Annotated in this window: 24 protein-coding genes, 1 pseudogene and 1 riboswitch; of the genes and pseudogenes, 7 read left to right on the forward strand and 18 right to left on the reverse strand. The window is 48.4% G+C overall.

Annotated features, from left to right (window positions below):
- Positions 1–10: 10 nt before the first annotated feature.
- The 3 genes from ACX1C1_RS25925 to ACX1C1_RS25935 are packed head-to-tail and all read right to left on the reverse strand — an operon-like array spanning position 11 to position 3,604.
- A complete protein-coding gene (locus tag ACX1C1_RS25925) occupies positions 11–817 on the reverse strand; it encodes a hypothetical protein (protein WP_458954998.1) in 807 nt (268 codons plus the stop codon).
- A 3-nt stretch (positions 818–820) separates the two neighbouring features.
- A complete protein-coding gene (locus ACX1C1_RS25930) occupies positions 821–1,402 on the reverse strand; it encodes a DUF4255 domain-containing protein (protein WP_458954999.1) in 582 nt (193 codons plus the stop codon).
- Between the two features lie 15 nt (positions 1,403–1,417).
- Positions 1,418–3,604, reverse strand: a complete 2,187-nt coding sequence (locus ACX1C1_RS25935; RefSeq protein WP_458955000.1) for an AAA family ATPase — start codon at positions 3,602–3,604, stop codon at positions 1,418–1,420.
- Positions 3,605–3,805: 201 nt separating this feature from the next.
- On the opposite strand from ACX1C1_RS25935, the gene ACX1C1_RS25940 reads away from it, so the two are divergent.
- Complete coding sequence (locus ACX1C1_RS25940; RefSeq protein ID WP_458955001.1) at positions 3,806–5,674, forward strand: eCIS core domain-containing protein; 1,869 nt, start codon at positions 3,806–3,808, stop codon at positions 5,672–5,674.
- A gap of 472 nt (positions 5,675–6,146) precedes the next feature.
- Here ACX1C1_RS25940 and ACX1C1_RS25945 read toward each other — a convergent pair whose 3' ends face one another.
- A complete protein-coding gene (locus ACX1C1_RS25945) occupies positions 6,147–7,103 on the reverse strand; it encodes an aldolase catalytic domain-containing protein (protein WP_458955002.1) in 957 nt (318 codons plus the stop codon).
- 163 nt (positions 7,104–7,266) lie between these two features.
- Positions 7,267–7,436, forward strand: a riboswitch (cyclic di-AMP (ydaO/yuaA leader).
- A 1-nt stretch (position 7,437) separates the two neighbouring features.
- Here ACX1C1_RS25945 and ACX1C1_RS25950 point away from each other — a divergent pair.
- Positions 7,438–7,881 carry a hypothetical protein gene (locus tag ACX1C1_RS25950; protein WP_458955003.1) on the forward strand — a complete coding sequence of 148 codons (444 nt, stop codon included), beginning with the start codon at positions 7,438–7,440 and terminating at the stop codon, positions 7,879–7,881.
- A 96-nt stretch (positions 7,882–7,977) separates the two neighbouring features.
- Here the strand turns inward: ACX1C1_RS25950 and ACX1C1_RS25955 are convergent, their stop codons facing one another.
- Genes ACX1C1_RS25955 through ACX1C1_RS25965 form a run of 3 tightly spaced genes read right to left on the reverse strand, consistent with a single transcriptional unit; the run spans position 7,978 to position 10,558 of the window.
- Positions 7,978–8,760: an ABC transporter permease gene (locus ACX1C1_RS25955; RefSeq protein ID WP_458955004.1), complete on the reverse strand. Its 783-nt coding sequence runs from the start codon at positions 8,758–8,760 to the stop codon at positions 7,978–7,980.
- Positions 8,761–8,765: 5 nt separating this feature from the next.
- A complete protein-coding gene (locus ACX1C1_RS25960) occupies positions 8,766–9,569 on the reverse strand; it encodes an ABC transporter permease (RefSeq protein ID WP_458955005.1) in 804 nt (267 codons plus the stop codon).
- Positions 9,566–10,558: an ABC transporter ATP-binding protein gene (locus ACX1C1_RS25965; RefSeq protein WP_458955006.1), complete on the reverse strand. Its 993-nt coding sequence runs from the start codon at positions 10,556–10,558 to the stop codon at positions 9,566–9,568. The genes ACX1C1_RS25960 and ACX1C1_RS25965 overlap by 4 nt, the downstream gene beginning before the upstream one ends.
- Positions 10,559–12,266: 1,708 nt before the next feature.
- Here ACX1C1_RS25965 and ACX1C1_RS25970 point away from each other — a divergent pair.
- On the forward strand, positions 12,267–13,625 hold the full coding sequence (locus ACX1C1_RS25970; protein WP_458954257.1) for an IS4 family transposase: 1,359 nt from the start codon (positions 12,267–12,269) through the stop codon (positions 13,623–13,625).
- A gap of 80 nt (positions 13,626–13,705) precedes the next feature.
- Here the strand turns inward: ACX1C1_RS25970 and kduD are convergent, their stop codons facing one another.
- The 11 genes and pseudogenes from kduD to ACX1C1_RS26025 form a co-directional block, all read right to left on the reverse strand.
- Positions 13,706–14,461 (reverse strand): 2-dehydro-3-deoxy-D-gluconate 5-dehydrogenase KduD, encoded by a 756-nt coding sequence (gene kduD, locus ACX1C1_RS25975; protein ID WP_458955007.1) that lies wholly within the window; start codon positions 14,459–14,461, stop codon positions 13,706–13,708.
- Positions 14,462–14,463: 2 nt separating this feature from the next.
- Complete coding sequence (locus tag ACX1C1_RS25980; RefSeq protein ID WP_458955008.1) at positions 14,464–15,258, reverse strand: DeoR/GlpR family DNA-binding transcription regulator; 795 nt, start codon at positions 15,256–15,258, stop codon at positions 14,464–14,466.
- Positions 15,259–15,294: 36 nt separating this feature from the next.
- Positions 15,295–16,125 carry a 5-dehydro-4-deoxy-D-glucuronate isomerase gene (kduI, locus tag ACX1C1_RS25985; protein ID WP_458955009.1) on the reverse strand — a complete coding sequence of 277 codons (831 nt, stop codon included), beginning with the start codon at positions 16,123–16,125 and terminating at the stop codon, positions 15,295–15,297.
- Between the two features lie 256 nt (positions 16,126–16,381).
- Positions 16,382–16,843, reverse strand: coding sequence for a hypothetical protein (locus ACX1C1_RS25990; RefSeq protein WP_458955010.1), 462 nt, complete (start codon positions 16,841–16,843; stop codon positions 16,382–16,384).
- Between the two features lie 573 nt (positions 16,844–17,416).
- Positions 17,417–17,773: a hypothetical protein gene (locus ACX1C1_RS25995; protein WP_458955011.1), complete on the reverse strand. Its 357-nt coding sequence runs from the start codon at positions 17,771–17,773 to the stop codon at positions 17,417–17,419.
- Between the two features lie 256 nt (positions 17,774–18,029).
- Positions 18,030–18,485, reverse strand: coding sequence for a dihydrodipicolinate synthase family protein (locus ACX1C1_RS26000; RefSeq protein WP_458957803.1), 456 nt, complete (start codon positions 18,483–18,485; stop codon positions 18,030–18,032).
- A gap of 134 nt (positions 18,486–18,619) precedes the next feature.
- A complete protein-coding gene (locus ACX1C1_RS26005; RefSeq protein WP_458957576.1) occupies positions 18,620–19,555 on the reverse strand; it encodes an IS3 family transposase in 936 nt (311 codons plus the stop codon).
- Entirely contained in the window at positions 19,552–19,878 is a 327-nt protein-coding gene (locus tag ACX1C1_RS26010; protein ID WP_458953847.1) for a transposase, read from the reverse strand. The genes ACX1C1_RS26005 and ACX1C1_RS26010 overlap by 4 nt, the downstream gene beginning before the upstream one ends.
- A 74-nt stretch (positions 19,879–19,952) precedes the next feature.
- Positions 19,953–20,360, reverse strand: a pseudogene (locus tag ACX1C1_RS26015) (dihydrodipicolinate synthase family protein); the annotation flags it as partial.
- A 262-nt stretch (positions 20,361–20,622) separates the two neighbouring features.
- Complete coding sequence (locus ACX1C1_RS26020) at positions 20,623–20,865, reverse strand: hypothetical protein (protein ID WP_458955012.1); 243 nt, start codon at positions 20,863–20,865, stop codon at positions 20,623–20,625.
- Positions 20,866–20,929: 64 nt separating this feature from the next.
- Positions 20,930–21,718: a helix-turn-helix domain-containing protein gene (locus tag ACX1C1_RS26025; protein WP_458955013.1), complete on the reverse strand. Its 789-nt coding sequence runs from the start codon at positions 21,716–21,718 to the stop codon at positions 20,930–20,932.
- Between the two features lie 218 nt (positions 21,719–21,936).
- Between ACX1C1_RS26025 and ACX1C1_RS26030 the strand changes: the two genes are divergently transcribed.
- The 4 genes from ACX1C1_RS26030 (at position 21,937) to ACX1C1_RS26045 (ending at position 26,855) form a co-directional block, all read left to right on the forward strand.
- Complete coding sequence (locus tag ACX1C1_RS26030; protein WP_458955014.1) at positions 21,937–22,758, forward strand: phytanoyl-CoA dioxygenase family protein; 822 nt, start codon at positions 21,937–21,939, stop codon at positions 22,756–22,758.
- 189 nt (positions 22,759–22,947) lie between these two features.
- Entirely contained in the window at positions 22,948–24,441 is a 1,494-nt protein-coding gene (locus ACX1C1_RS26035) for a sensor histidine kinase (RefSeq protein WP_458955015.1), read from the forward strand.
- Positions 24,438–25,133 (forward strand): response regulator transcription factor, encoded by a 696-nt coding sequence (locus tag ACX1C1_RS26040; RefSeq protein WP_458955016.1) that lies wholly within the window; start codon positions 24,438–24,440, stop codon positions 25,131–25,133. The genes ACX1C1_RS26035 and ACX1C1_RS26040 overlap by 4 nt, the downstream gene beginning before the upstream one ends.
- Positions 25,134–25,277: 144 nt before the next feature.
- Entirely contained in the window at positions 25,278–26,855 is a 1,578-nt protein-coding gene (locus ACX1C1_RS26045) for an S-layer homology domain-containing protein (protein ID WP_458955017.1), read from the forward strand.
- The last annotated feature ends 24 nt before the right edge of the window (positions 26,856–26,879 follow it).

Below are 26,879 nucleotides of genomic sequence, written 5' to 3' on the forward strand. Positions count from 1 at the left end.
TATTGTTTGATTAGAGTGCGCATACATATTCGGGGAGAACCGTCGTTTTCCCCTCCTCGATTGGCCACAGCACGTCGCTTACCGCGTTACCAAGCCGCAATACGACACGGACATGATTCGGCGAAGACAGGCGTCCTCGGAACGGCAATACGATCCAGCCATCGTGGTCGCTTACCGCTGCCGCGCCTGGCAACAACAGCTGATGTTTTCTCCAGCTGCCCGAAGTTGGTCTATCCAACCGCAGCCTGACACTTTCTCCGTCTTCCTCTGGAGACACGCGGAACCATTCCGCCCCTGCCCCGCCTTTGCCACGAACAACTAAGGCGTCCCCATTAAGCAGCTTTGTTGTTCCGGCCAAACAGCTCAGCATCTCGCTCCCGGCGGGAACTTCCTCGTCAATGATCCGCCCTCTGGCAGTTTGATCATCTTCGGGATACGCGAATACCTGGATGTTAGCCAGCGGTTTGCCATTCCCATCGATGAGCCTACGGGTGATACCAGTCGCTGCAGCAGGCGGCGTATACGTCCGGCTCGGCAGCATAAAGAGTTCAACAACTGGATTTGATGCATGTAAGGTCGCAAGATTCACTTGAATGGTGCAGGGCAGATAGATCGAAGACTCTACGATAATTTCACATAACGAAGCCTTGAGATCCAAGAACGCCCAGCTTCCTTCGGATGTACGCAGCGGCGACGTAAAGCCATCTTTAAGCCGCACTCGCACCGACGACGAAGCTGCCGGTCGTCCGGTCCATACATCCGTCGTCCGGACGACAAGGGAACAGCGGGATACCGTTGTGCATTGGGAGTCGTACATGGGTTAGTTCCCCCGTTCTTTTTCGCGGAGCGATATCTTTCTCTCCACAACGCGGGCGGCAGGCTTAACGCGATTAGAATCCAGATGCAATGGACCGATCTTGTATACGAGCGACAGCTTGTACGGCACATCGCCAAATTGCCATAACCTTGTCATATCTTCCGTACTGTATTGCATCGGTACAATCTTAAGCCCGACATCCGAATCGGCGAGCGTGCCTTCCAGCATCGGCCCGCGCAGCACGCTATTGTCATGCAGAATCTGTGCCACCTTGCCAAGCAAACGATGCTCATCGAGCGTACGTGTCAAAATATCCGCATTAGAGTGCGCTGTAATTAACACTTCAAGATCGATCGATCGCGGCGGATATCGCAGCATATCACCTTCAAGCAGCATATCTGTGCGGCGCGCTTCGTTATTTTCGAGAACGGAAATGATGTATAACGAGATCATCAAGTCCCCTTTGTCCGCAGGGCTTGCCATGCCGATCAGCTCGGGACGGGTTACCAGATCAGCAGCCATCCCCTCGCGCAGCAGCTTTATCAGACTGGCTCCAGCGTCTGCAATTACCGTGTAGCTCCCCATGATCATTCTCCTCCATTATTCGCTATATGGCGCGAATGTGCCGCGCATTGGTATTTTGCCTAACTTCTGAAGCTCCGCCTTGCAAGCCCGAATCATGTGACTCATGCCGATCGGCAATCGCTCCGAAGCTGCGAGGAAAGCAGCGGCAAGCACGATATTCTTGATATGTCCGCCTGACACTTCGACGCGCTGCGCCAGGAACGGCAAGTCCAGTTCCTCGCCAAGCGGGGCTCCCGCCGGAAGCAGCGAAGCGAATATGCGCGCTCGATCCTCCGCAGCTGGAAACGGAAATTTAACAATTACGCTCATCCGTCTAAGTAACGCTTCGTCCAGATTCTGCATCAGGTTGGTCGCCAGAATGGTCACACCATCATAAGCTTCAATCAGTTGCAGCAAATATGCTGCTTCCATATTCGCATATCGATCATGCGCATCCTTTACTTCTGTCCGCTTGCCGAATAACGCATCGCCTTCGTCGAAGAACAGAATCGCTCCGCTCTGGCGCGCCTCCTCGAACAGCTCTCGCAGCCGCTGCTCCGTCTCGCCTATGTACTTGCTTACGATTCGAGAGAGATCGACACGATAAAGCGCCAAGCCCAAATCCCCGGCTACTACTTCAGCAGCCATCGTCTTGCCCGTGCCGGGAGGTCCTGCAAATAACATATGAACACCCGTGCCGTAGGTTACTCTGCTCGAGAAGCCCCAGCCCTCCAGAACCGTTTCCCTCAGCATATATCGATTGCAAGCCTCGCGGATCAGATCGAAGGACTCAGTCGGCAGAATAAGATCTCTCCAGCTGCTGCGAGGTTCGATGGCGATGGCATGCTGAGACAGTCTATGCCGGAATTGACCGCGAGCAGCCACGGCCAGATCGGCGCGACTTGGCAGCCTGTCTCCTCGCTCTGCCGCTAGAATAAGCGATTGCCTCCAGGCAGTGGCGATCTGTCCCGTTGTGAAGTGGAAGCGGCTCGCCAGCTCATCCGCAAGCACCTCGTAATCCTGTCGATGATTCTGGAAGGCATCTGCAGGCAGCTCCTTGGCAAGTCTACGCCAGATCGCAGCTCGTTCGTTGATGTCAGGAGGCGGCACCTCCGTGCTCCAGAACACAGCTTCCGCAGGAAGCGGAAGCTCGCTGACCGTTCTCCGCTCGGTAGACATCCAACCAGCCAGTGGACGAAGCGCATAGTCCCAATAAGCTTGAAGAGCCGACTTCAAAGCCTCCTGCGACAGGCGATCCTTCCAGACTCCGTCAACTTCGTTCAGGACAATGATAGCATCCGTAAGCAGCGCTTCGCGAATGATATGATCCAGCAGACCGCGCAGCTTGACATCATCAGACGGCAATGCCTCAAGCGATACAATCAGAAGCCGTTGACCGCGTGATGCGGCTAACCGGTGCAGAAGCGTCTGCTTGCCGGCGCCTCTCGCGCCCCAAACCCCGATAATCGGCATACTGCCCGCAGGCCAACTGCCCACAACTTGTGCAATCGTCCTTTCCGTTACTGCTGCCCCTTGCCAATCGAGATCGGGAAACTCGCCAGGCTCCAGCGCTTCGGCGATCCCGCTTAATCTGCCATCAGCACGCTCGGTCTCGAGCAGGAAACTCGTGACACGCTCATCGAGACGCAATGGCGACTTCAGCCCGATCGTTGCAGCATCGTCCGGCTGCTGCAGCAGCCACCGGCGCAGCTTGCCGTCGCGACCTAACAGTGCTCTGCCAAGTGTCCGATCCTCTTCGGTGTCTCCGAGCAACCTCAGCGCTAGGTCCACGGTTGCACTTCTCGCAGTAGCATCATCATTGAAGTAGGCGTACCACTTCTCATACTTGCGATCCGCGTCTATTGCCACACATAAGACAACGCACCGGTATTCCCATATGGTAAGCCGGAGAGCCGTTGCAAGACGAATGAGCGGCAAACCTTGAACATGACCCGATCTTTCGGCATTGCGATCCTCAAGCTCCTGGCGATAAGCGGCATACGCCTGCCAAGCGCTGGCAAGCAGCGGGTCTGGCGCAGCGGACTCCGTCTCCAGTTCCTCTCTGTTGATCATGAATCCTCTGATTGCTGCAAGGGGATCCGAGAATGGATCACTGCCGCTCGCGCCAAGCAACGTTCGCAGACCGGCATCCAGCCATTCCAATTCATCGCGCAAATGTTCCATCGCGCCATAGACGCTTACCGCATCGTTCACCGCGCTCATCCGTTGACCTACTCCCACTATCGGCGCGGCTTCCCCGCCCGCTTGTAATCAGTCTCATTATTTCTGCATTATATCACATGTTTCGAACCTTTAGCGGACGAAAGTACGGCAATCGACGGCGTATAATTTGCGGATAGGGATATCTGCGGGACCGACGATACGTTATAATCATAGGAAGATGATCAAGAAGAAGGTGAACCCATGAAGGAAACGGAGAAGAAACGTCACAACGTCTTGCAGCGTTCTGTCCGAGCAGCCACGCCATCGCGTCGCAAAGAGAATAACCATTCTGCTTTGCATCTGGCCCAGATGCAAGCGTCCGCAGGCAATCAAGCTGTCTTGCAAAGATTCAAAGAAGACAACGCAGCGGAGAAGGAGTCTAGCCCTCAATCCGCTCCCTCTGTTTCTGGAAGCGGGGCCATCCTTCCAACCGCAGTCCAGATCAAAATGGAACGTTCGCTCGGCGCCGATTTCTCCGATGTACGCATACATACAGGCACTCAGGCCAATAAAGTAGGCGCCCTTGCTTATACGCAGGGCTCCGATATACATTTCGCTCCCGGCGAATACAACCCTGAAAGTCAGTCCGGCCAGCAATTGCTAGGACATGAGCTCACTCATGTCGTGCAGCAGAAGGAGGGCCGCGTCTCGCCTACTGCACAGCTTGCGACCGGACATCAGCTAAACGATAATCCGGCGCTCGAGAGCGAGGCTGATAGGTTGGGAGCCAAAGCCGCGGCTTCTTCCGACTTCGAATCTGCACCGATCCAGCAAGCAGCGAGCCCCAGCTTGGACAACAGCTCGTCAGACTCGGATCCGGTCATGCAGCGCATGCCTCGCCCCTCCGATGTGAAGAACAAGCTTGGCGAACCCAAAGAACCTGTACATCATCCAATCCATAACCGTTTTGCCAAACAGCTTGGAGTCACGGACACTCTTAAACAGAACAGTACGCATTACCGCGCCCTCCTGCAGAAGCTCGAAAACCTCGACCGATTCATTGACGGCGAGATTGTCGGGGATACGCCTGACATAATAAGCAGTCAATTGAACGTGATCATGACGTTATACAGTGAAGTAGAACAGGTTAGCGAAGCATATATCAAACATAATGATGGCGACAAGAAAGACCCCAAGCTCGTCTACATCAAAAAGCTCAAAGAGACGCTCTCTTTCGAGAAAAACGCTATACGCTCCGCCTCTGCGGAATATAAAATAGATCAGGCCAAAGAACGTCCGTATTGGAAGCTATTGACGGGCTCCACCAAACTCCAACTAAACGAGTCCATGGATTCGGGCACTTCTGGCAGCGGCGAAATGAGCATGGTCGCAGCCGGCATCGCTTCAGCCGATGCCCAAATGGTAAGTCGCAACTCGGCGATGCATCGTCTCGCCAGCCTGCTGAACACAGGCGCAATCGATCGGGCCGAATTCGCCTTAGTTCAATCCGGCGAAGGTATCATTAAGGGAAGTTATATGGATAAGGTCAAGGGAAAATCCGCCGAGCAACTGCTTAACCCTGCGCCCGATGATATTGAAGAGGGAAAAGAAGATACGTTCGATATCAACTCCCCAGCGTTTCAGCTAACACTTTCACGACTTCAACTGATTGATACGATCGCGATGCAGATCGACAGCAATGTCGGCAGCTTCTTTATTCATCGCGACGAATTCGGCAACGTATTAAGCGTGACGGATATCGATAACGAAATGGCATTCGGTAAACAAACGGAGCAACTGGATGTCTGGCAGATGGAATATCCCAACGTCAGCAAGCTTGTGGACAAGGAGCTGGCGGAACAGATTATCGCGCTCAAGTCGGACGAGCTTCGTCTCATCATGGAGGATCTGCTGAGTCCTGCTGAGGTGGATGCACTCATCGAACGAATCATAAAGCTGCAGACTTATCTGAAGAAAGAAGCGACCAGACTGCTTGATAAGCAGGAATGGATCCAAGTCCACGAACGTATTCGCAAAGGTAACGACGGACGCGAGGAGAGCAGCGCTCCCCTTGCTCAGCGATCACACGGAAGCACAGAGGAGGAACCAGAGACGGAATCTGTGGATTAACCTGTGACGGGATCAACGATTATGTGCCTATTTTGTATGTGTAATAACGAAATGGCTCCGTTATCCTTTGACGGCGGTTGCGATTTGTTCTGTGATTGCTAAGCCCATCGCGTACAAAGCTTTATTAGGCTTAGAATCAAAAATACCTGCATTTTGTACATCATTCTAGTCCCCAAAACTCGAATATACGAGGATTCCTGCATTTTGTACATCATTTCTATACTGGATCCTCTCTTTTACCTTGTCTAGGCTCGTAATTCCTGCATAAATGCATCAATCGTTCCCAATTGGTTATAAACCAACGAATAATACTGTACATTTTACAACATTCACCGATAGCAAGGCTGATGTCTAGGCTGCTCATTCACCAGACAGCTAGGCTGCTAAGTATTTATCCACAAACCACAAAAAAAGCGCCATATCAAAGCTGAACTTCAGCTTCTGATACGGCGCTTTTCTTCTAAGCTATATCTTATTTGGAGATTTCAGGAGTTGTCAGTCGATCGTAGAAGTCTACCGCCTGATCCTTGTTATCCGAAGCGCGTAGCGCCATCGCCGAACGAGGATGCTCGTCGAGAATACCGGTAATCATATACGGAATGATGTAGCCCCACTCTTCTTTCTCACGGAGCGGAATCATGTACTTCTCGATCATGTCCAGCACAGGACGTACGTTATATTTTGTATTCTGGAGCTGCGAAACAAGCAGCTCGGTGTTGCAGTTGCCTGCAGCGCGGCCCATTCCATAAACGGAAGCGTCAAGCAGCTCAACGCCTTTGCTTGCAGCGATCAACGTATTCGCGAATGCGAGCTGCATATTGTTGTGCGCATGAATGCCGAGACGTTTGTTAGGGAGATGCTGCTGGAACTTATCAACAAGGTAGCTGAAGTCGTCAGGCTTCAAGCTGCCATAGGAGTCCACGATGTATACGACGTCAACCACGCTGTCGCTGATGGCTTTGAAAGCTTCAACGAGCTGGTTCTCCATTACATTGGATAGCGCCATAATATTAAGCGTCGTCTCATATCCGCGATCATGGAACACTTGAACGAGCTCAAGCGCCTTATCTACATCTTGGATGTAGCAAGCAACGCGAATAAGGTCGAGCATACTTTCGCTGCGCGGCAAAATGTCGTTCTCATCTACGCGTCCGATGTCAACAAGCGCGGAGAGTTTCGTATGGCCTTTGATCGGAATAACTTTTTTCAGGAAATCATCATCAAGGAAACGCCAAGCTCCGGCACTTTCGGCGCCTTTAAGCAGCTTTGGAGAGTTCTTGTAGCCGATCTCCATATAGTCGACTCCGGCTTCGTTTAGGCTATTATAAAGGTGCTGTACAAATTCGATGCTGAAATCCCAATTATTGACGAGTCCGCCATCACGAATCGTGCAGTCAACGATCTTGCAGTGACTTGTTTTCGATTGCATATCTGCTGCTCCTTCGAAGTGAACATGAGTTCATTTTTATCTACCATCATACTTGAAATGGAGCGGGAACGCAAAGAAATTCTGTCGGTTTTTGGATTTTTTCACCGCCCTGTCCCGATAACTCCTCATTTACAAATGGATATTTTAACGCTAAAATATTATGTAAACATCAACGCTTAATTTCTCCCTCTGGGAGAAAGCGGGGGAACCAACGCGACTCGCAGTTTCTACTGCGGACGCAAGGGGTGAATCCGGGGATTTGTGCCCCCGGTAGGGTCTACTCTCTAGCCCGAATCCGACAGCTAACCTCGTCAGCGGCAAAGGAGAGATGAACATGTCTTTATTTTTGGCCAATTCTTTTTATCCCACTGACCAGCCTCAGTACGTCAACATCAGCCGCATCGAATTGTTTGTCATCCCCGCCCTCGCGATCGACGCCAATGGATACAGAGTATGTCTCAGATTAACAAGCGACCTTGGCTTCGGCTGGAGCGAACAATTTATTTGTGAGAATGACATCAGCTTCGACATGACGCACTGGAGCGACATGCTCCAATCTTTTGTGGGCCGTTTCCCGATTTCGTCAGTAACTGAACGATTGAATGAACTCATCGTAGGTCAAAGCGATTCGGACGAACGAGTCTGCCACATGTTCATCACAGCTTTGGATCAGATCAAGATGGCTGGCGTTCCGGCAGTCTCCGGCGAGGTTTTTGCAGCTCATGCCGAAGAATCCGTTCTCCAACAACGCGCCATCGCTTACTTTTCATTGGACTAACGTCCTCTATACTTGTTTCGTACAGAACGAGCCCCACGGCTTCCAATTGGAATCCATGGGGCTCGTTGCTTGTGTACATGTATGTCTTCTGAGCATTTAGGAACCTGTTGATCGATAATGCCGGACGCCTATCATCCATACAAGCAGACAGGGAACCAGGAATAAGAGCCCTCCGAATGGGACCAGCAAACCTGTTGCCCATGTGCCTTCATCCTTGTCCAGCAGGTACATAAGCGGCAAATAACTAACGCAGCCGAACGGGATCACAAACGTGAAAAACCGAGTGACCCACTTTTCATATATAGTAAGCGGATATTGCGCCATCTCACGCCCGCCGTCGGTGAAAACATTGGCTACCTCTAACCCTTGAATGGTCCAAAAGCAGAATGTCGCCGCCAGAATGAAAATCCCTGTGAATATAAATACACCGTTAAGAATCATAAACAAAAGCGTTACAGCCTTCGGAAATGTCCAAATCTGGGGCAAATTCGAGATGGACCAGACCAACACGATACCGCTCTGCATGAGCCGTCCGATTCTTGTAAATTCGAACTTGGAGCCCAGCACCTGAACAACCGTACTCCTCGGCCGGACGAGCAGTCTGTCGAAATCTCCTCCAGCCACTAGACTTGAGAATGCGTCAAAGCCCCTCGCAAAACATTCGCTAAGTGAAAACGACATGTGAATGACTGCAAAACATAAAGTCACTTCGAAAAAGCTCCAGCCTTCCAGCTGTCCGAATCGTTCGAACATAAAATACAATCCCCCGAACACCATAAACGGGATAAAAAATTGGCCGATGCTCAGCAATAAAAAGGAAGTCCGATACTGGAGCTGCGACTTGAGATGAATGCTTAAATATCGTAAGTATAAGGACATCTCCATTACCCCCCTTGAACGACGACGTTGCGCAAAGCACGGCGCATTAACCAATACCCGAACAATGCAAGTGCAGCCAGCCATACCAGTTGAATCCCCAGCCCGGCGATCGCCTCAGCTTTCGGAATATGGCCGGAATAGACTCGAAACGGGAAATCCGTCGTCCAGCGGAACGGCAAAGCGTAAGCAATCCGCTGAAGCCAATCTGGCATAAGCGGTACGGGAATGATCATACCTGCAAGAAACTCGCCCGCAACCGAAATCATTAATGTCGATCCTGTCGGCGACATCGTCCAGAACACAGAAATATAGATAAGCATGGAGATGGCGACAACCAGAAGCAGACCAAGAAAAAGCGCAATGAGAAACAATAAACATGCGCCCCAATCAGGAGGAACCCCCATCCGATAAGGCTCCGGCAATAGAAAGACAACCAGCAGCAGTGGAAAACATCGAAGAACAGCGCCAGCCACCCGCTGAGCAATCAGCTTCGTGAACCAGAATGGGTACAAGCCAAGCGGTCTGCACAGCTCATAAGCAATATTGCCGCTTGTAATCAGAGTAAAAAGTTCATTATCCCGGATCCATAACATGATTAAAGAAAGGAAAATTTGTTGGAGCCATACATACGTAATAACATCTTGAAGGGAAATCGGGGCTGAATCGCCGCCGTTCTTGTAGAATGCCGCGAAGATCATGATGAAGATAAAACCGAAGAATAATTGAGTAGCCATGCCTGCAAACGCCGCTGCGCGGTACTGCATGCCATTAATGAAGCGAAGCCGCCAGATCGATGTATATGCCTTCATATCTGATGCTCCTCATACAGCTGAACGATCATCTCGTCAATGTCTTTTGCGTCTACGGAAATATCAAGCAGCTCTACCGACTTCGATAGCTGTGCGATCACATCTGCGAGCACCACCTGCTCCGTATCAAAATTGTACACAGCACGTTCCTCCGACCACTCCAGCAAGCTAGCGCCTTCGATCTCGACTGCTCTGCCTCCGTATGTGCGGAAATCGGCCGTCACCGTTCTGCCTGTACCGAATCGTCCGCGCAGCTCTTCCAGCGAGCCGTCGTAGAGAAGCGTCCCTTTGCCGATCATTAAGATGCGGTCCGCAAGTGCTTCGATGTCGCTCATGTCATGCGTTGTCAGGATAACGGTGACACCACGCTCATGGTTGATTCTGCGGATGAACTGCCTGACTGCCAGCTTGCTAACGGCATCTAGACCAATTGTCGGTTCGTCCAAAAATAAGAGCTTGGGGCTATGGAGCAATGACGCTGCGATCTCGCAGCGCATCCGCTGGCCGAGACTAAGCTGCCTGACCGGTATGCCGAGCAAGTCGCTCAAGGCGAGCATCTCCGTCAATTGCTGGAGATTCTCCTTGTACATCTCATCCGGAATCCGGTAGATATCGCGCAGAAGCTCGAAGGAGTCGATGACCGGCACATCCCACCATAGCTGTGACCGTTGACCGAACACGACGCCGATGTGCCGCACGTAGTCGGTCCTATCCTTCCATGGCGTGTACCCCATGATAGAGCAAGTTCCGCCATCCGGCACCAAGATGCCGCTCATCACTTTGATCGTCGTCGACTTACCCGCGCCGTTCGGTCCAATATACCCGACGATCTCTCCTTCCTTAACCGTAAACGAGATGTCCTTGAGCGCTTCCACAATTCGGTGCCTCCGCACAAATAGCGCTTTCAAGGCCGGGAGCAGCCCTGCTGTCCGTTCGGCGACCTTAAAGCTTTTGTTAATACCCTTTAACTGAATAATACCGTTTTCCATGGGTTTGTCGTTATCCTCCTATTAGAGTCGGAAGAAGAATATAGCTTAAACGGTGGGAATTGTAAAGAGAATAATGAGCCCGGAGGCACGCATAGGATACAAATTTTCATTTATATTTTCATTGCCGACATGAATCGATCCCAGCAGGTACAGCTCCGCTCCTTCCTTTTCCACCTTCCATAAGAAACCTTTGCTTTGCGCGAGAGTGGCCTTGCGAGCTACACCGTCCCAGCGTACCTGATAATAAAACAGTACAAGAAGGAGTCACAATGAATTTAATTAGTTTCGTTTCATCATTTCACTTACATAAACAATAAATCCATCTCTAGATTTTATCGGTACATAAGATTTAATTACTTTATTGTCGTATGTTGTTATTGTGCAGTGTATAGGAAATTTCTCGTTTTTGTTATTGATACAATCAATATTTTTGACTTGGTTTCTCACATACATTTTATTACCAACCAGTAATAATTCTTTTCCAATATAAACACTATTGCTGAAACTGAAAAATAAAATTGATAATGTTGTTATAAATCCAAAGATCATGAACGGCCTTGGTATCATTGGAATAATACTTAACCATTGTAAGAGCAAAGTTGTAAATGATGTAACCACAAATAGCAGAAAAATTAAAATTGATTTTCTACTAAGCATACTTCCTCCACCGAATAAAGAAACCATCTCATTATCTAAGGCAATTTTTTTAAATTTTCTGGAGTCATATACATATTTGAATATAAACAGTATTGGGACTATATCAATAATTGAAATTATATTTAGCACCATATCACCTCATTAGCACACCAAAAATGGATTACTTATATCCAATTTTGGTGTGCTATATAAATTTTAACGTCCGCTAGTTGAGATGACTGTACCATCTTCTGCCGTTACCATAAAAATTGCAGACAATGTTGTCCCTTGCAATAATTCACTGCAACTCGATTCTGCTATCTCAACCAAGCTTCGATATCTGTTCTGAAACTCCCGAAACTCTTTTCCGATTCTTTTTCTGCGAAATCGTTGCAAATCTAGATCTAGTCCTGCTTCGCACACCGCTCTCTTCCACTCGATTACCTAATAGTTCTTTATTCCTATATCTCTAATCTACATTATGGAAAAATTTATAACAACGCAAATGTGAATAGTAATTACCGAAAAAAAATTGCGTGCTAAATCCTCCTTTACGATTTCTCAATCTTTGTTTGTCCGATAATGAAGCCGTTGGAGTGGCCTAAGGCACGCACCTTATGGAGAGCTTTTTGGTCTTTGTTCTCGCTTGCTTCTCACATTGAGGTAAGATACAATCTCAATGAATTAATTTGATTAAACTCACCTATCTTTGGAGGAACTGTTTCTTGAATTCACGAGCCTGGATCATGATTGGTATCTTGTTGGCAATAAGTTCTGGAGGCGCTCTGATTATGGATTGGGTAACGGGGCATACGGTTTCGATTGCTAACGTTGTATTTTCCACTCTTATTTTCATTGTATTTATCGTGTATTTTGTGGCCAGAATCAAGAAAAAAAGATCCAAACAACAAGTTAAATACTCAACTTTCGCACCTAATAAATCAGCTTAAGCCCATACGTCATCTATATTTGGGGCGTATGAGATACCTGGCTTGAAAATAGAAAAACACCGCTTTGTTTGGTAAAGTGAAAGTGCGACCAATCACTACCACACAGAAGAGGTGTCTTCTCTATGATAGAGCAAAATCAGCCATTCGATCAACTACCAAACGAGATAAAATCAGCTTTTCAGGAACTTAAAGTGGTCAAGCATCTGAATAACGCGGGCTTTAAGAAGAAATTCGGCTTCACCTGTGCGACATTATTCCGAATCATTTTTGTGCTGCTGTTTCAACAGAAGAACTGGTTTCGTCTACTCGAGAGCCATAGAGGTACGAATTATCCGGGTAAAGATGCGGTGTATCGCTTTCTCAATCACAGCGGATATGCTTGGCGCCGCTTTTTAACGCTACTGAGTCGCGAGACCGTTCATCGAATGGAGAACCTAACCTCTGACGCACGCGAGACAGCGTTCATCTTTGACGACTCGATGTTTGAACGTAACCGAAGCAAGGCTGTCGAGATGCTAGCACGCTTCAAAGATCATGCCACTGGGGCGTACTACAAGGGTTTTCGCCTGCTAACCATGGGCTGGACGGATGGACACTCCTTCGTTCCGGTTGACTTCTCGCTTCTTAGCTCGAACAACTCTAGCATTAATGGGATTGCGGACGGAATCGATAAACGCTCGTCCGGTTACAAGCGTCGAAAAGAAGCGATGCAAAGTGCTCCTGTAAACATCACATTCATGCTAGATCGCGCTATTGCTGCCGGTATGTCTGCATCTTATGTGCTCATGGATAGCTGGTTCACTCACGCGCCGCTGATTCAAGAGATGCGTGATCGCAAGCTCGACGTCATTGGCATGGTCAAAAATGATAAAAAGCGATATCTGGTGGATGGGAAACGCCTTTGCCTGGATTCGCTCTATGCAATGGCGGCACGTATCGAAGGGAAGAACCGAAACATCCTTCGCCAGATTCGAACAGAACTAGCCCCGGGGATTCCGGTCACTGTTGTATTCGTTCGTCATCGATCCAAGAAGAAGGAATGGCTGGCGATCCTCTCTACCGATCTTACGTTATCTGCTTCGGACATCATTCGGATTTACAGAATGCGTTGGGAAATTGAAGTCTTTTTTAAGTGCGCCAAATCCTTGCTGCGACTGCAAAAGGAGTTTCAAGGCCGATCTTATGATCTGCTCATTAGCCACACAACGATCGTATTCGCTCGTTACATCTTACTTGCCTGGCAGCATCGCCAGAGCACAGACCAACGAACCATTGGAGGTCTGTTCTATTTGTTGTGCGACGAAGTGGGCACGATGGATTGGGTGGTTGCGCTTCAACAACTGGTTGAAATGATGAACGAAATTGCTGCAAAGGCAGGAAAGAGAATCTCAAAACTGATTCATCGTCAACTCCAGAATTGGATTGCCGATTTACCTAGCTACATCAAGGCTTATTTGCCAATTTCAAGCTGCGAAAGTTGAGTTAAATAATAATCGGTACACCAAAAAAACCAAGCAGAACTCCGCTTGGTTTTTTTGATGTGTTAACCGGTGTTATCCGATTATCGAACCAACCAACCGCCATCGACGGCAAGGATGTGTCCGTTCATGTAATCGGAAGCCTGCGAGGACAGGAACACGGCCGGTCCGACCAGATCCTCGGATGTGCCCCAGCGTCCGGCTGGAATACGCTGCAGAATTTGCGTGCTGCGAACAGGATCCTCGCGCAGCGCTTCTGTATTGTCCGTGCTCATATAGCCCGGCGCGATGGCGTTGACTTGAAGCCCTTTAGCGGCCCACTCGTTGGCTAGCGCCTTCGTAAGACCAGCTACGGCGTGTTTGCTCGACGCGTAACCAGGCACGGTGATACCGCCCTGATAGGAGAGCATGGATGCGATATTGATGATTTTGCCGGAGCCTTGCTGTATCATATGTCTGCCAGCAAGCTGGCAGAGGACGAATACCGAATTGAGGTTGACGTCCAATACGTCCTGCCAATCATCATAGCTGTGATCAACTGCCGGCGTTCTGCGAATGATGCCCGCATTGTTGACCAAAATATCAACGCCGCCGAGCTCGTCTACCGTACGCTCCACGATGCCCGGAAGCTTGGAGCGATCCGCCACGTCTGCCTGAATCGTGATCGCTTTGCGTCCCATCTCGGCTATTGCAGCGGCGGACTTGTCCGCAGGCGTCCGGTTCGTAACCAGCGCCACATCGGCTCCTGCCTTGGCAAGGCCAAGCGCAATAGCTTCGCCGAGACCGCGGCCGGCACCGGTTACGATTGCTTTTTTGCCTGTTAGATCGAAGTAACCCATCCCTACACCTTCCCTTTCGTTTTCCTTCCGCTTGGCGAGATTTCCGCCTTCATGATGGTCAAACCAAGCGATGTATATTTAGCCTCCACCTCGGGAGAAATTCCGTTATCCGTAATCATGCAATGTATGTCATCTAACGACGCATATGTAATAAGCGCGCCTCTGTCGAACTTGCTGTGATCAGCTAATACATACGATTGTTTGGCATTGTCCATATATAATCGCTTGAGCTTGGCCAGTTCTTCGGTGAAGATGGTCAGTCCGTACTCGGGATGAATGCCCGTTGTCGACAGAAACAGCTTGTGAACGTTAAGCCGGTTAATCCACTCCTGCGATTCGCCGCCGATCAGCAGATTGTTATGCCGATAGCCACCTGGCACTACAAGTCGGATCGCATCCTTCATCGTAAGTTCCCTGATAATAAGCAGATCGTTTGTCAGAACCGTAAGCGGGATATTGGGGAGCTGTCTTGCCAGCTCCAGTGTCGAGCTGCCTGCATCGAGTGCGATAATGTCGTTCGGCTCGATACAGTCAAGGGCGAGCGCAGCGATTGCCGCTTTCTCCGCTTGATGCTTCGCATTAGGGAATTGGAGCGGCAGCAGGCTGTCTTCGCCGCCTTGCTCGAGCACCGCTCCGCCGTGTGTCCGCTTGAGAAGACCTTTCTCCTCAAGCTTCTCCAGATCCTCGCGAATCGTCTTCTCCGTGACAGAGAACAACTCGCTTAGCTCCGACACCTTGACGGCGCCGTTGTCGCCTAGTTTCTCGATTATTTTCCGATGGCGTTCTGCCGCTAGCATGGTAGTCCTCCTCCATTAATGCTTCATGGAGCTATTCTACTTCAGCCCGCTGGCAGGGACAACATCCATATCTGTAAATGTGTAGTTCTCGCCTGCCATCGACCAGCAGAACGTGTAGTTGCTTGTACCAACTCCGGAGTGAATCGACCAAGGAGGCGAGATAATCGCTTGCTCGTTCGACACGACCAGATGACGCGTCTGGGATGGCTCACCCATCATATGGAAGATACGTGTTTCTGGAGCCATATCGAAGTACAGATAAGCTTCCATGCGGCGGTCATGCACATGGGACGGCATCGTGTTCCAGACACTGCCTGTCTGCAGGCTCGTTACACCCAGCATCAACTGGCAGCTTTGAATGCCATCGGCATGAATGTATTTGTACAGTACACGTTCATTGGATGTTTCTTGACTGCCCAGGTTAGTCGGGTTCGCTTCTTCACGCGTCATCTTGCGCGTAGGCAGCTCAGCATGCGCCAGTGCGGAACAGAAGTACAGCTTCGCCGGGTTCGAAGAATCCTTGCTTGCTATTGTTACGTTTTGTTTGCCTTTGCCTACATACAGCACATCGAGCTTATCCAGCTCGTAAGCTTCGCCCTCTACCGTAATGATCGCTGGTCCGCCAATACTCAGGAAACCGATCTCGCGACGCTCCAAGAAATAATCGGTACGCAGATCCGATCCCGCTTCCAGCTTAAGCTCTTCGCCAGCCGGTTGAGCGCCGCCAACAATCATACGATCGTAGTGCGTATAAGTCATCTTAAGCTCGCCAGGCACGAACAGACTTTCGATCAGGAACTCCTGACGCAGTCTCTCCGTATCATATTGCTTCACATCTGTAGGGTTAGTCGTATGACGAATATCCATTAATAATTGCCTCCTCAAGGTTCGTTCGATACAAACACACCGCAGTGATTACGTATCGATAATGTATGTTTTCGTTCGTTTTTTATAATATCACACATTTTCAAACTTAAAAAGAGAAAAAAAGTGTTTGTTGTTCGAGCAAAATAAAGTCGTAGACTGGCTCCCTAAATAAAATGGCGGCAGTCACAGACTTGGAAATAAAGTCGTAGACTGCCGCTGTTTATTAGACTAAAGTTCACCCTTAGCTTAACGATTTTTAGTTTTGAACAAATTCAGTAGAAACAATGGTTTTGTTCCAATCCACATGTATTGAGTATGAGCCAGGCTCCAATTTCGAAAATGTCTTTAAATCTGTATAGTCTTGACCAGGCTCCAAATCTATGTAGTCTTTTATTGGAACCCCACCTTCGTCTACTACCTTGTTGTCTTTCAACAACTTATATCTTGCTCCGCCAATAACAGTCACTATTTTTTCGCTTTGATTTTTGAAAGTATAAGTTATTTTAGTATCGGAACCTAAGGTTTCTACCTTAAAGGAACCGACTAAATCAGATTGATTTTTATTACTGTTTGAATCTGATTGTTCATTTGTAAAAGTATTCGTCGAAGTTGGTTCAGTGTGTATGGGTTCAGACTCAGTATTTGCCTTTGTACAGCCTGCAAAAATCATGCTCACTACTAAAACTAACATTATGATGAAACTATTCATTTTCGTCATTAATATCACCTCGATATAATCAGACGAACACTTTCTTGAATAGGTTGCTAATTTCAAGTCTTGGTCACCATTCAGGTAAACTCCGCTCAGTCCGACGATAACGAACATCAGAACCATATAGCGAATTTGAAAGGGAGATGAAGAATGGAAGAATTACGGGTTGTTGATGAAATAGGATTGAAGGATGTCCGCGTTTTTCGGCTATGGCATACACCCTTGAGGAAGCAATCGAATGGTACAAGGAACTGATTGGGACGAAGATCTGTACGACTATGACGATATCGAAATCGTATCTCTCGATAGTCGAGTTTTTCAGGACTAAACCAGAAAATACATGGTAGCTCTTCAAGAAATCGTGAATAGATTCTGGAACAGCGAACCTTTTATTGCTCTATTAATGAAGTGGTGAACTGTTCGACGAGCTGACGCAATCGAATCATATTGCGACGGAGAGGAATAAAAAAACCGCCTCTTTCATATGGCGGTGAATTGAACTCCCGATAGCGGAATGATATCATCTTTCTTTCGTACAAGAACCTTTTGTATATGTGCTATCAAACACATATACTTCGGCTACTTTTTGGCAAATGAGGTCAAAAACTGTTGTGCTTTATGAAGATCGCTTGTTTTCAGTAAGACCTCATTGTTATCCATTATTACAACGATTGGTACAGTTTCGAGGTTAAGCTTTGGGTATATTTCTTTTATGTTTGTTTTGCTTGAAGATGTCAGAGTTGCATTAGACAGGATACCTTGAATATCCGGCTCTGAAAGAAAATCGGGTTCTTTTAGTGAACCGTCACCTTCTTCCCGTATATATAGTATTGAATATTTTCCATCCTGTGTTGGTAAAAGTTCTGGATAAGGAAACTTATCATGAGTACAACCAGCTAAAAAAAGTACCAGTAAGAAAACAGACAATAAGCGCATTTCCAGCCCCCTTAAAGGTTATTTTCAGGTTCGATCATTATACAACATATTCCAATAATCTGCCATTTAGCTTAATGAATTTTGTATCGAGAGTCATGGCGATTATTGCACAGTACGATGATAACGAACATCAGATCCATATTGCGAAATAGGTGGAAGTGCCAATAACCCACTAACTTGTTAGGTCAGCGGGCACTTAGCAGGCAGAGGAGGGTTGTCATTGCGTCTGACGATAAGACAACTTTAGTAACAAACTTTAGCTTATTGGAAATTCGAGCTGCAATTTATTAAGGATACTTCCTAATTCTTGTCGAGCGTCACCATCTAAACTTTTTAGCGGCAAGGGGAGACTCGGATTGTTGGTCAGGTCAAGTATCTCCGCAATTGTAGCAACGACGCGCAAACTACCATGTTTTTGAAACAACTTCCAAAGAGGCTCCAAATAGTCTGATTGTGTCTCGGCTTCGACTGAACGCCCAGCAAGCGCTAGACGGGTTATTTTTAAACATATTTCAGGAAATAGACCACCTAGTGCAGAATACCAAGCATCGCAGCCAGCATTTAAGCCAATGGTACCATACGGATCGCCACTAATTCCTAATGTAACATCTGTCGGTATTTGAGCACGTAGACTTTCTACTCTCTTTTTAGCAGAGTCCGCATCTGGAGTTCCTGGTAGTTTTATGGACTGAACATTTTGTAATTGCGCAATTCGCCCGTGTAAATTATCACTGAATCGGAAATTGGTTGTACCGGTTTAACCCCCGAATAATGGACAGTGCACCTCTTATTCGATTGATTGCATAGAATTGCTTAGGGTTGCTTCGATTTTCGTTATTCATCGACTCACACTTTGATTTCCTTAGGCTTTGCAATGCCAAGCTTAATTGCATCCATATATTCGTAGGGTGACATATCGTAGATGCTGCCATGAATGCGATCATGGTTGTAGTTGTGGATAAAGCCGGTCACGACTTCATAGGCATGTTGATAGCTTTCAAATTCGTATCGCTGATAGCATTCGGATTCTAGAATGGCATGGAAAGATTCGATATGCGCATTTTTATTCGGAGTCTTCGGTGGTATGCGCTCGTGAATAATCTTGAATTGTTCGCAGGCCTCCGCAAATCGATGGCTTATGAACTGTGGTCCATTGTCTGATCGTATGACTGGCCCACTCGCCTTGCCAAAGAGTTGGCGCTTCATGAGCGCCTCTTGCGTGATCTGGACAAGGTCTTTGGCTTCGCAGGACAAACCGAGGTGATACGTAACGATGGCTCGGTCGAACACATCGATGATGCTCATGAGAAAGAAGAAACGCTGTTCACCTGAAATCCAACCATACTTAATATCCGTCTCCCACAACTGATTGGAACCGGTAATCGTTCTATTGTTCGCCAGCCTCTTAGGGTACTTGACTTTCAGCGCTCGCTGAGGCCGCAGCACATTCATCTTCTTGCACAGTCGGTAGACTTTCTTCTTGTTGATGACAAGTCCGTGCTGGCGTTTTAACAGCTTTGTCAGCTTACGGTAGCCATAAACGGACGTATACTCATCGGCTAATAACTCCATGATCCATTCACAGATTTGCTCGTCACTGATTCGTTTGTTGTCTTGCGTATATGAGTATCCAGGTGCGGGGCGACCGCTCCTATGGTATTGTTCAGGTTGCTGATTTGTTCGAACCACATGTGTATAGTAAGTGGATCGCTCTACTCCCACAAAGCGCAGCACAAGGCTGATCGAATGCCCCTGGCAGATATATTTCTGCGCAATCGCTATTTTATCCGCAAGTGCGGGTTCGTTTTTTTTAACAGGTCACGGAGGATCTCCCTCTCTAGCGCCTGCTCTGCATAAAGCTTCTTGAGTTTCTCATGTTCCTTCTCTAGGGCAGCGAAGTCGGCTGCTGAGGGAATGAACGTTGGCTGCTTCAAAGCTGTATCGTCTAGTTGATCAAGATCTTTACGCTCAAGCTGTCTCGCCCAGCGTAGTACCATCTTCGGATCGATTTCATGCTGCCGTGCAGCAGCGGTCATATTACCAATTTCTTTCCCTTTTGCTACAACCATCTTCTTGAAATTCAGATCAAACCTTCTTCTCTCCATTGCTTTCCCCTCCGACTGATTTCATTGTATCGGAATAAGGGGTTTACTGTCCAAGTTCATTTGGGGGCTAAATAGGTACCAGGGTTATCATAGACACATAAAGGTACTGAAAGAGAGCTTGTTACAGTCTCATATAGGGAGAACACTTCGTCTTCGGTTAGTTGTTGATAGGAAACAGGTGCTAAGAGTACAGCATTCGCCCCTGCCTTTTGAGCATCTTCGGCTAACTGGAGAACATCTCGTGTACGTAAAGCACTAATCCCAATGATTGTTGGTATTCCTTCGGCATGCTCAATTGAGAGTTGAGCAACACGCAGACGTTCTTCTCTGTTGAGATAAATATAATTACCAGTTGATCCCAAAACTCCAATGGAATCTACTTTCGCTTGAGTTAGACGTTTGAACAACTGTATGAGAGTCATTTCATCTACTCCAGTCTCATTCATTGGAGTTAGCGGAAATGCAGACAGACCTGTAAAGATAACAACCATCTCCTTCAGAAAATAAATTAATTGTACTTATGTTAAACCTCATTCAGATAAATAAAAAGGTACAGTTTTTTATTATTTGATCGGGTCACAGTTTTTATCTTTATTTTCTTTGGAGTAGTGCACAGTACTACGATGACACGCAGAAGAAGTGAGGGTATATGAAGAGTGAAACTGTTTTTTATACACGCATGGTAATTTGAAAGAATCTGAGGATAAGAAACTAAGCTATTATACTGCACATATGAATGAAAATTCAGAAACGGTTTTTACGGATTGAAAATCCACTATCGACAGCAATGAGTTTAATCTTTGCGCTCTCCGGGAGACGATCCGTCTGGCTGACGGTAGAAACTTTGCTTACACTTCGGCGAGGATCGACACGAAGGATCACATGTCGTTTACGTACGGCAAGCTGATCGTGCGCGCCAAGCTGCCAGTAGGCGACGACATCTGGCCCGCCATCTGGTTGCTGCCGCAGGAGCAGGCCTACGGACATTGGCCGGCATCCGGCGAAATCGACATCATGGAAGCCAAGGGGCGTCTGCCGCTTTTTGGCATGCTTACTTAGCCGAGCGATAACGGCCGGGAGAAGCTCTTATCTTGTTTTTGAACGCCTTCGAGAAGTGATGAATATCCGCGAAGCCGCAATAGAAGGCGATTTGCTCCAATGTGTACTCCGTCCCCCTAAGGAGCTCGCAGGCATGCTGAATACGCATATCAAGCAAATACTGGTGCGGCGTCATATGGTAATACCTTTTGAACAGTGTATGAAATCGAGAAATGGACAAGTTCGCTCTCCGTGCCATATCGGGCACAGAAATCGGCTCATTCAAGCGGTAGGAGAAATATGAGGTTATCCAGTTAAGCGTCTGAGCCTGCGTTTGCGGCTCTTCGATGTCACCGATGTAATGGTGTAAGAGATGGAGACAGACCTCAGTCATTGCATGTTGCGCTCTCAGCTCCATGAGCGGAGTATGATTGGACCAGCATTCGACCGCCTTTAAAAAGGGATCGCGCAAACGAAGAGCAAGATTATTAGGAATCTTAACCGGTATGGATACGCCTAGAATTTCGTCCAATCTAGGCTGGATCAAGTGGGAATACGGCTCGAGATCTACTTGCCCGGCACGGGTCGGAAAACTTTGCTCCCTGGTTTCCTGATAGAACAGGTCGAGATGAGCATATGGAGTAATCGTTGCTGTCATGCCTTCCAACGTATGTAGACTGTTCGGTTGAATAATTGCCACTTCGCCCGCGCCGAAGAGAATCTCCTCTCCATCTACCACAAATAAACATTCACCCTCTTGAATGTAAATGATCAAATAGTCCAACAAGCGTCGAATAGGCATCCTCCACGGATGACGTACCGCCAAGTCACTTTCTCGAATGTATGGCACGATAGGATGCTGCCTAAGCCATTTTTCTAATTTCTCCATCATAACCTCGCTTCTACTCCAGTACTTTTTGACAACTTTACAGTTGTTCATGACAAAGCCAAATATACCTGTATTATCGTATAGTTAAGTGAGCACAGCAACCAAATAAATTGGATAAGGCGGGATTAGACATGACAAATAATCAAAATGAGCTTTCGCTTGACTATACGTTGACAGAAGATCAGATACAGAAATTCGGAGAGGATGGTCATATCTTTTTGACAAACTTGGTTAGTCAACCTGCGATACAAGAATTTGAAAATCATATAACGGATTGGGTGATGAAGCTCAACTATCAAAACAAGCCGGTTTCGGAACGTGATACGTATGGGAAGGCATTCATCCAAATCGGAAACGTATGGACAAAGAGCGAAGAGGTGCGGAAGTTCGTAACGGCTCGGAGGTTCGCGAAAATCGCAGCAGACCTCATGGGCGTAGACAGCGTGCGAATCTATCATGACCAAGCTTTGTTCAAGGAGCCCGGAGGCGGCCATACGCCATGGCATCAAGATCAAATCTATTGGCCGCTCGACACGAATAACACCATTACGATGTGGATGCCGCTGGTCCCGATTTCGGCAGAGGTTGGTACGATGAATTTCGCTTCCGGCACCCATAAGCTCGGCTACGTAAGCAGGCAAGAAATATCGGACGAGTCGCATCGCACTCTAGGCCAGTTCATTGAGGCACGCGGCATACAGCAGGTTAACTACGGTGCAATGGCTGCAGGCGATGCAACGTTCCATGCAGGATGGACCATTCACAGCGCCCCAGGCAATCCTACCGATCACATGCGTAAAGTCATGACCGTTATCTATTATGCAGATGGTGAACGTATCTCCAAGCCTGCAAGTAAAGCCCAGGAACACGATATGGAGCAATGGTTCCCTGGGCTTCGTGCAGGTGACCTTGCTGCAAGCCATCTCAACCCTCTCGTTTATACTCGCAAGTAGAAAGTTAAGCCCCACAGATGAATGGTCTGTGGGGCTTATTATTTCGCATACTCGACTAGGTATCGGCCTATCATTCCATCCTTATCCCCCTACATTGTTGCATCTGAGAAGCTTCTATGCGACAATGGCGAACAAAACGATACTCTCGCACCTATTAAACCCATCCTCTGCCAAGGAGGTTTACCGCCAATGTCCATCCGATTCCGATTGCTGCTGTCTTTTTCTGCTGTCGTCATCGTTTCAGTCATCTTGTTCGTCAGTGCCGCTTATCTGCTATCGGTAGCCGTCACTGGAGATTTTCGCAGCATTAGCAGCTTTTATCGCATCCATTATTCGCTCCATCCCTTGTCCGACGAGGAGGAGAACATCTTCCTGGAACTCAAATATTTAGCCAAGCACGACCCTGCCCAGCTCCGCAGCGCGGAACTGCTGGAGAGCTACGACATCCAGCTCAAAATGGTACAAGCCAGCCTGGTCGTCCGGGAGAATGACCGCATCGTATATGCCACGCCAACCCTTGCCGAGGAAAAGCTATCATCGCTGCTCCCCTCTTATGAGATGGGTAATTACTCCATTCGCAACACGATGAATTTGGGGAGCCGCTTCTTCTCCTATGCTAAGTTCGACTTCGTGTTTCCCGATACGCCTCCAGACGGCAAGGGAAGCATCTATGTCCTTCGCGAACGCAGTCCCTTCGCTGAGATCGTACGGACGCTGCTGCCGATTCTGATCGTCGTGTTTGTCGCAGTGCTCCTTCTGACGGGTTTGCTGCTATATCGGTACGTGACGCGTATGATCGTCAAGCCGCTCGACGAGCTAAGGCGGTCTGCCGAATTGATTAAAGAGGGCAACTTATCATATGAGCTTAAACCACAATCAGGAGATGAAGTCGGACAGCTTGTCATGAGCTTCGAGGCCATGCGAGAGCGGTTGAATGAATCCATTCAGCTTCAGCTCAGATACGAAGAAAACCGCAAAGGACTTATCTCCAACATCTCACATGATCTCCGGACGCCGATCACGACGATCAAAGGGTATGCCGAAGGGATTCGCGATGGCGTTACGAATACGGAGGAGAAGCTACAACGTTATGTGGGCGCCATTCATACAAGAGCTTCAGACATGGAGCGACTGGTAGATGAGCTGCTCTACTTCTCGAAGCTGGACATGAACAAGGAACCCTATTCGTTCGAGAAAACCGAGCTCATTGCATTCCTTAATCATACTTTAGGCGAAATGACCATTGAGCTGGAACGACATAACGTCGACCTCATATGGGAAACGTCATCTAACCGTCCGCTAATCGTTCTTGCCGATCGCGAGAAGCTTCGCCGGGTCATCATTAACTTGGTGGATAACGGCTTAAAATTTATGAAAGAACATCCTAAAGTACTTACCATAGGCATGGATGAACGAAATGGATATGCTGTTGTCACTGTTCGGGACAACGGCCCTGGGATTGACGCGGAGACGCTTCCCCATATTTTCGAAAGATTTTATCGAGGAGAAGCTTCAAGAAGTCTGGGCACGCAGGGAAGCGGACTTGGGCTTGCAATCGCAAGAGGAATTATGGAGGGTCATGGTGGCACGATCAAGGCCGAATCTGAGCTAGGCGCGGGGACTGTTCTTATTCTGGAGCTCCCCCTAGATAATTATCCATCAACGAGGAGCGCTCAGGCATGAAACGAATATTAATCATTGAGGACGATGTTTATATCGCAGAGCTGCAACGGGATTACTTCCAGCTTCACGACTTCGACGTTTCGATATCCGGTGATGGCAACGAAGGTTTGGCACAAGCGCTAACCGGTACTTTTTCGTTAGTCATCATTGATTTGCAGTTGCCTGGCATGGACGGCTTTGACATCTGCAAACAAATCCGCGACAAGCTGGATATCCCCCTTCTGATCGTTTCTGCCAAGAAAGAGGAAATCGACAAGATACGTGGCTTCGGGCTTGGTGCGGACGACTTTGTTACGAAGCCCTTCAGTCCCAACGAGCTGGTCGCTCGAGCGAAGGCTCATCTGGCTCGTTATGAACGGTTCACAGGCGGCGGCGCGGGAACGCCGAATACGGAACGTATCGCCATTCGTGAGCTGTCCATTCACAAAGCTGCACGCCGGGTGTTCGTGCGCGAACGAGAGATTTTGATGACAGCAAGGGAGTATGACGTCCTCCTATTCCTTGCATCCAATCCCAATCGCGTGTTCGGCAAGGATGAGTTGTTCGAGCGGATTTGGGGGTTCGACGCGAATGGAGATATCGCCACGGTGACCGTCCATATCTCCCGCATCCGCGAGAAAATTGAAGCGGACCCGTCCAATCCGCAATTCATCGAAACGGTGTGGGGCGCCGGTTACCGGTTTAATGTTTAGACAGTCTCCCTCCAACCAACTTATTTGCATATTGTTTACTGCCTGTTTATAAAATGTTTATCTTTTATTATCCACCCGTTTAGAAACGAGGATTATGCTGTTCATGTAGCTATCGTCCACCACAAAGCTCAGGAGGTAACGAACATGACAGAACAGAAAAACGTACAGAATAGCCTTACCCATAAACACACTAGACCTTCCAAGCTAGCTCCCGGCCAAAAAGCCATTGCGATCGCACTTCTTGCCGCTATGCTTAGCGGGGGAGCATTGCCGGCTGCTGCACATGCTGCAACTACTGCCCCAATCACGACATCTGCCAATGCTCTACTCGCTCAGTCAAGCCTGCAGACCACGGCTGTCGCTTCCCTCCCCATGTCCCAAGCTAATGCAATCGCGCATCTCGTCGACAAAGGCGTCCTTCAGGGTTATGGGAATAACGACATTCGTCCAAACAATCTCGTCACGAACGCTGAGCTGATCAAAATGGTATTGCTGGCGCTCGAGCTCGATAACGAACCCTCTTCGCAATCGACAGGTCGCAATTGGTACGACGCCTATATGACATTGGCGATTGGGCACGGACTCCTTGCGGCTTCGGACAACGCATCTCCCAATGCGCCGGCAGACATTCAGACGATGACATCGATGATCGCCAAAGCGTTGCAACGCGATGCCAAGTCTATTGCTTATTGGATGGAACAACTGTCCATCAGCGGCGCAGGTGGTGTAACACGCGGCGATACGGCCGAATTGTTAGCCACTGCCGAGCAGTCGATCCGTTCCGAGAATGCCCGGATCGTATCGATCAAAGCCCTTAACATCATGACGTTTGAAGTCCAGTTTGACGCGCCGCTAACAATCGATGACGAAACCACGGCGGCAGCCTCCGCTAACTTCAAGTTCAGCGGGAGCCTCCAGCTCGTGAACCAACCGCGGCTGAAGACCGGATCCTACGCAACGTATATCGTACCCGTGCAGACGATGAAGGACGCCGCGTATTCGTTGGATTACAAAGGACAAACCTTCGACATAACAGCAAGCGACGTGCGAATCCCGCTTCGTGAAGTTCGCCAAGTTACAGCCGATACAATAGAAGCGAGTTCCCTCCGCGAGGAAGGCGTCATCGACTATGGCTACATCATCTCCGCATACGCCGGCGGCAGAGGCGCTAACGCAGCTATCCTTGATGAAGCTAACCGCCTAAACGGCAAGCCAGTCACGATTATTTCATCCCTGGCTACGCGCAAAGCGACTTTGACACCAGCTGGCGGCGCGCCGATCGAGGTTTCGTATGTCGGATTCACGCAATCTACAGACGGAAAACAAGAGCCCAAATTCCGTTTGCCGCAAGGTACGACGCTGCAACCTGGTGTCCGTTATGAATTGACATCGGATTGGTTCGATATCGAGCATGCATCCTTTGTTGCATCCGCATTCGAGCCGCTAACGATTGCAGCAGTTGATGCTGTGAACGAGACGACGCTATCCGTCAAGCTCGACGTTGATCCAGGAGATGAGCTGTTCGCATACCGCTCCATCCAGTTAAACGGCTCCGACGGATCCACTTTGACTGCACAATACAAAGTTCAGACACGCAAAGGTGTCGAAGGCACATTTGAACTCCAGAATGGCGGCAAGCTCGTGACCGGCGTCGAATACGAAGTCATCCCTGTCGGCTCTTGGACAATTACGGACGACGTTACATTTGTTTTTGAAGGTTAATCTAATCAAAATCAAATTTTTAAT

It is taken from the genome of Paenibacillus sp. strain BS8-2 (assembly GCF_054483835.1).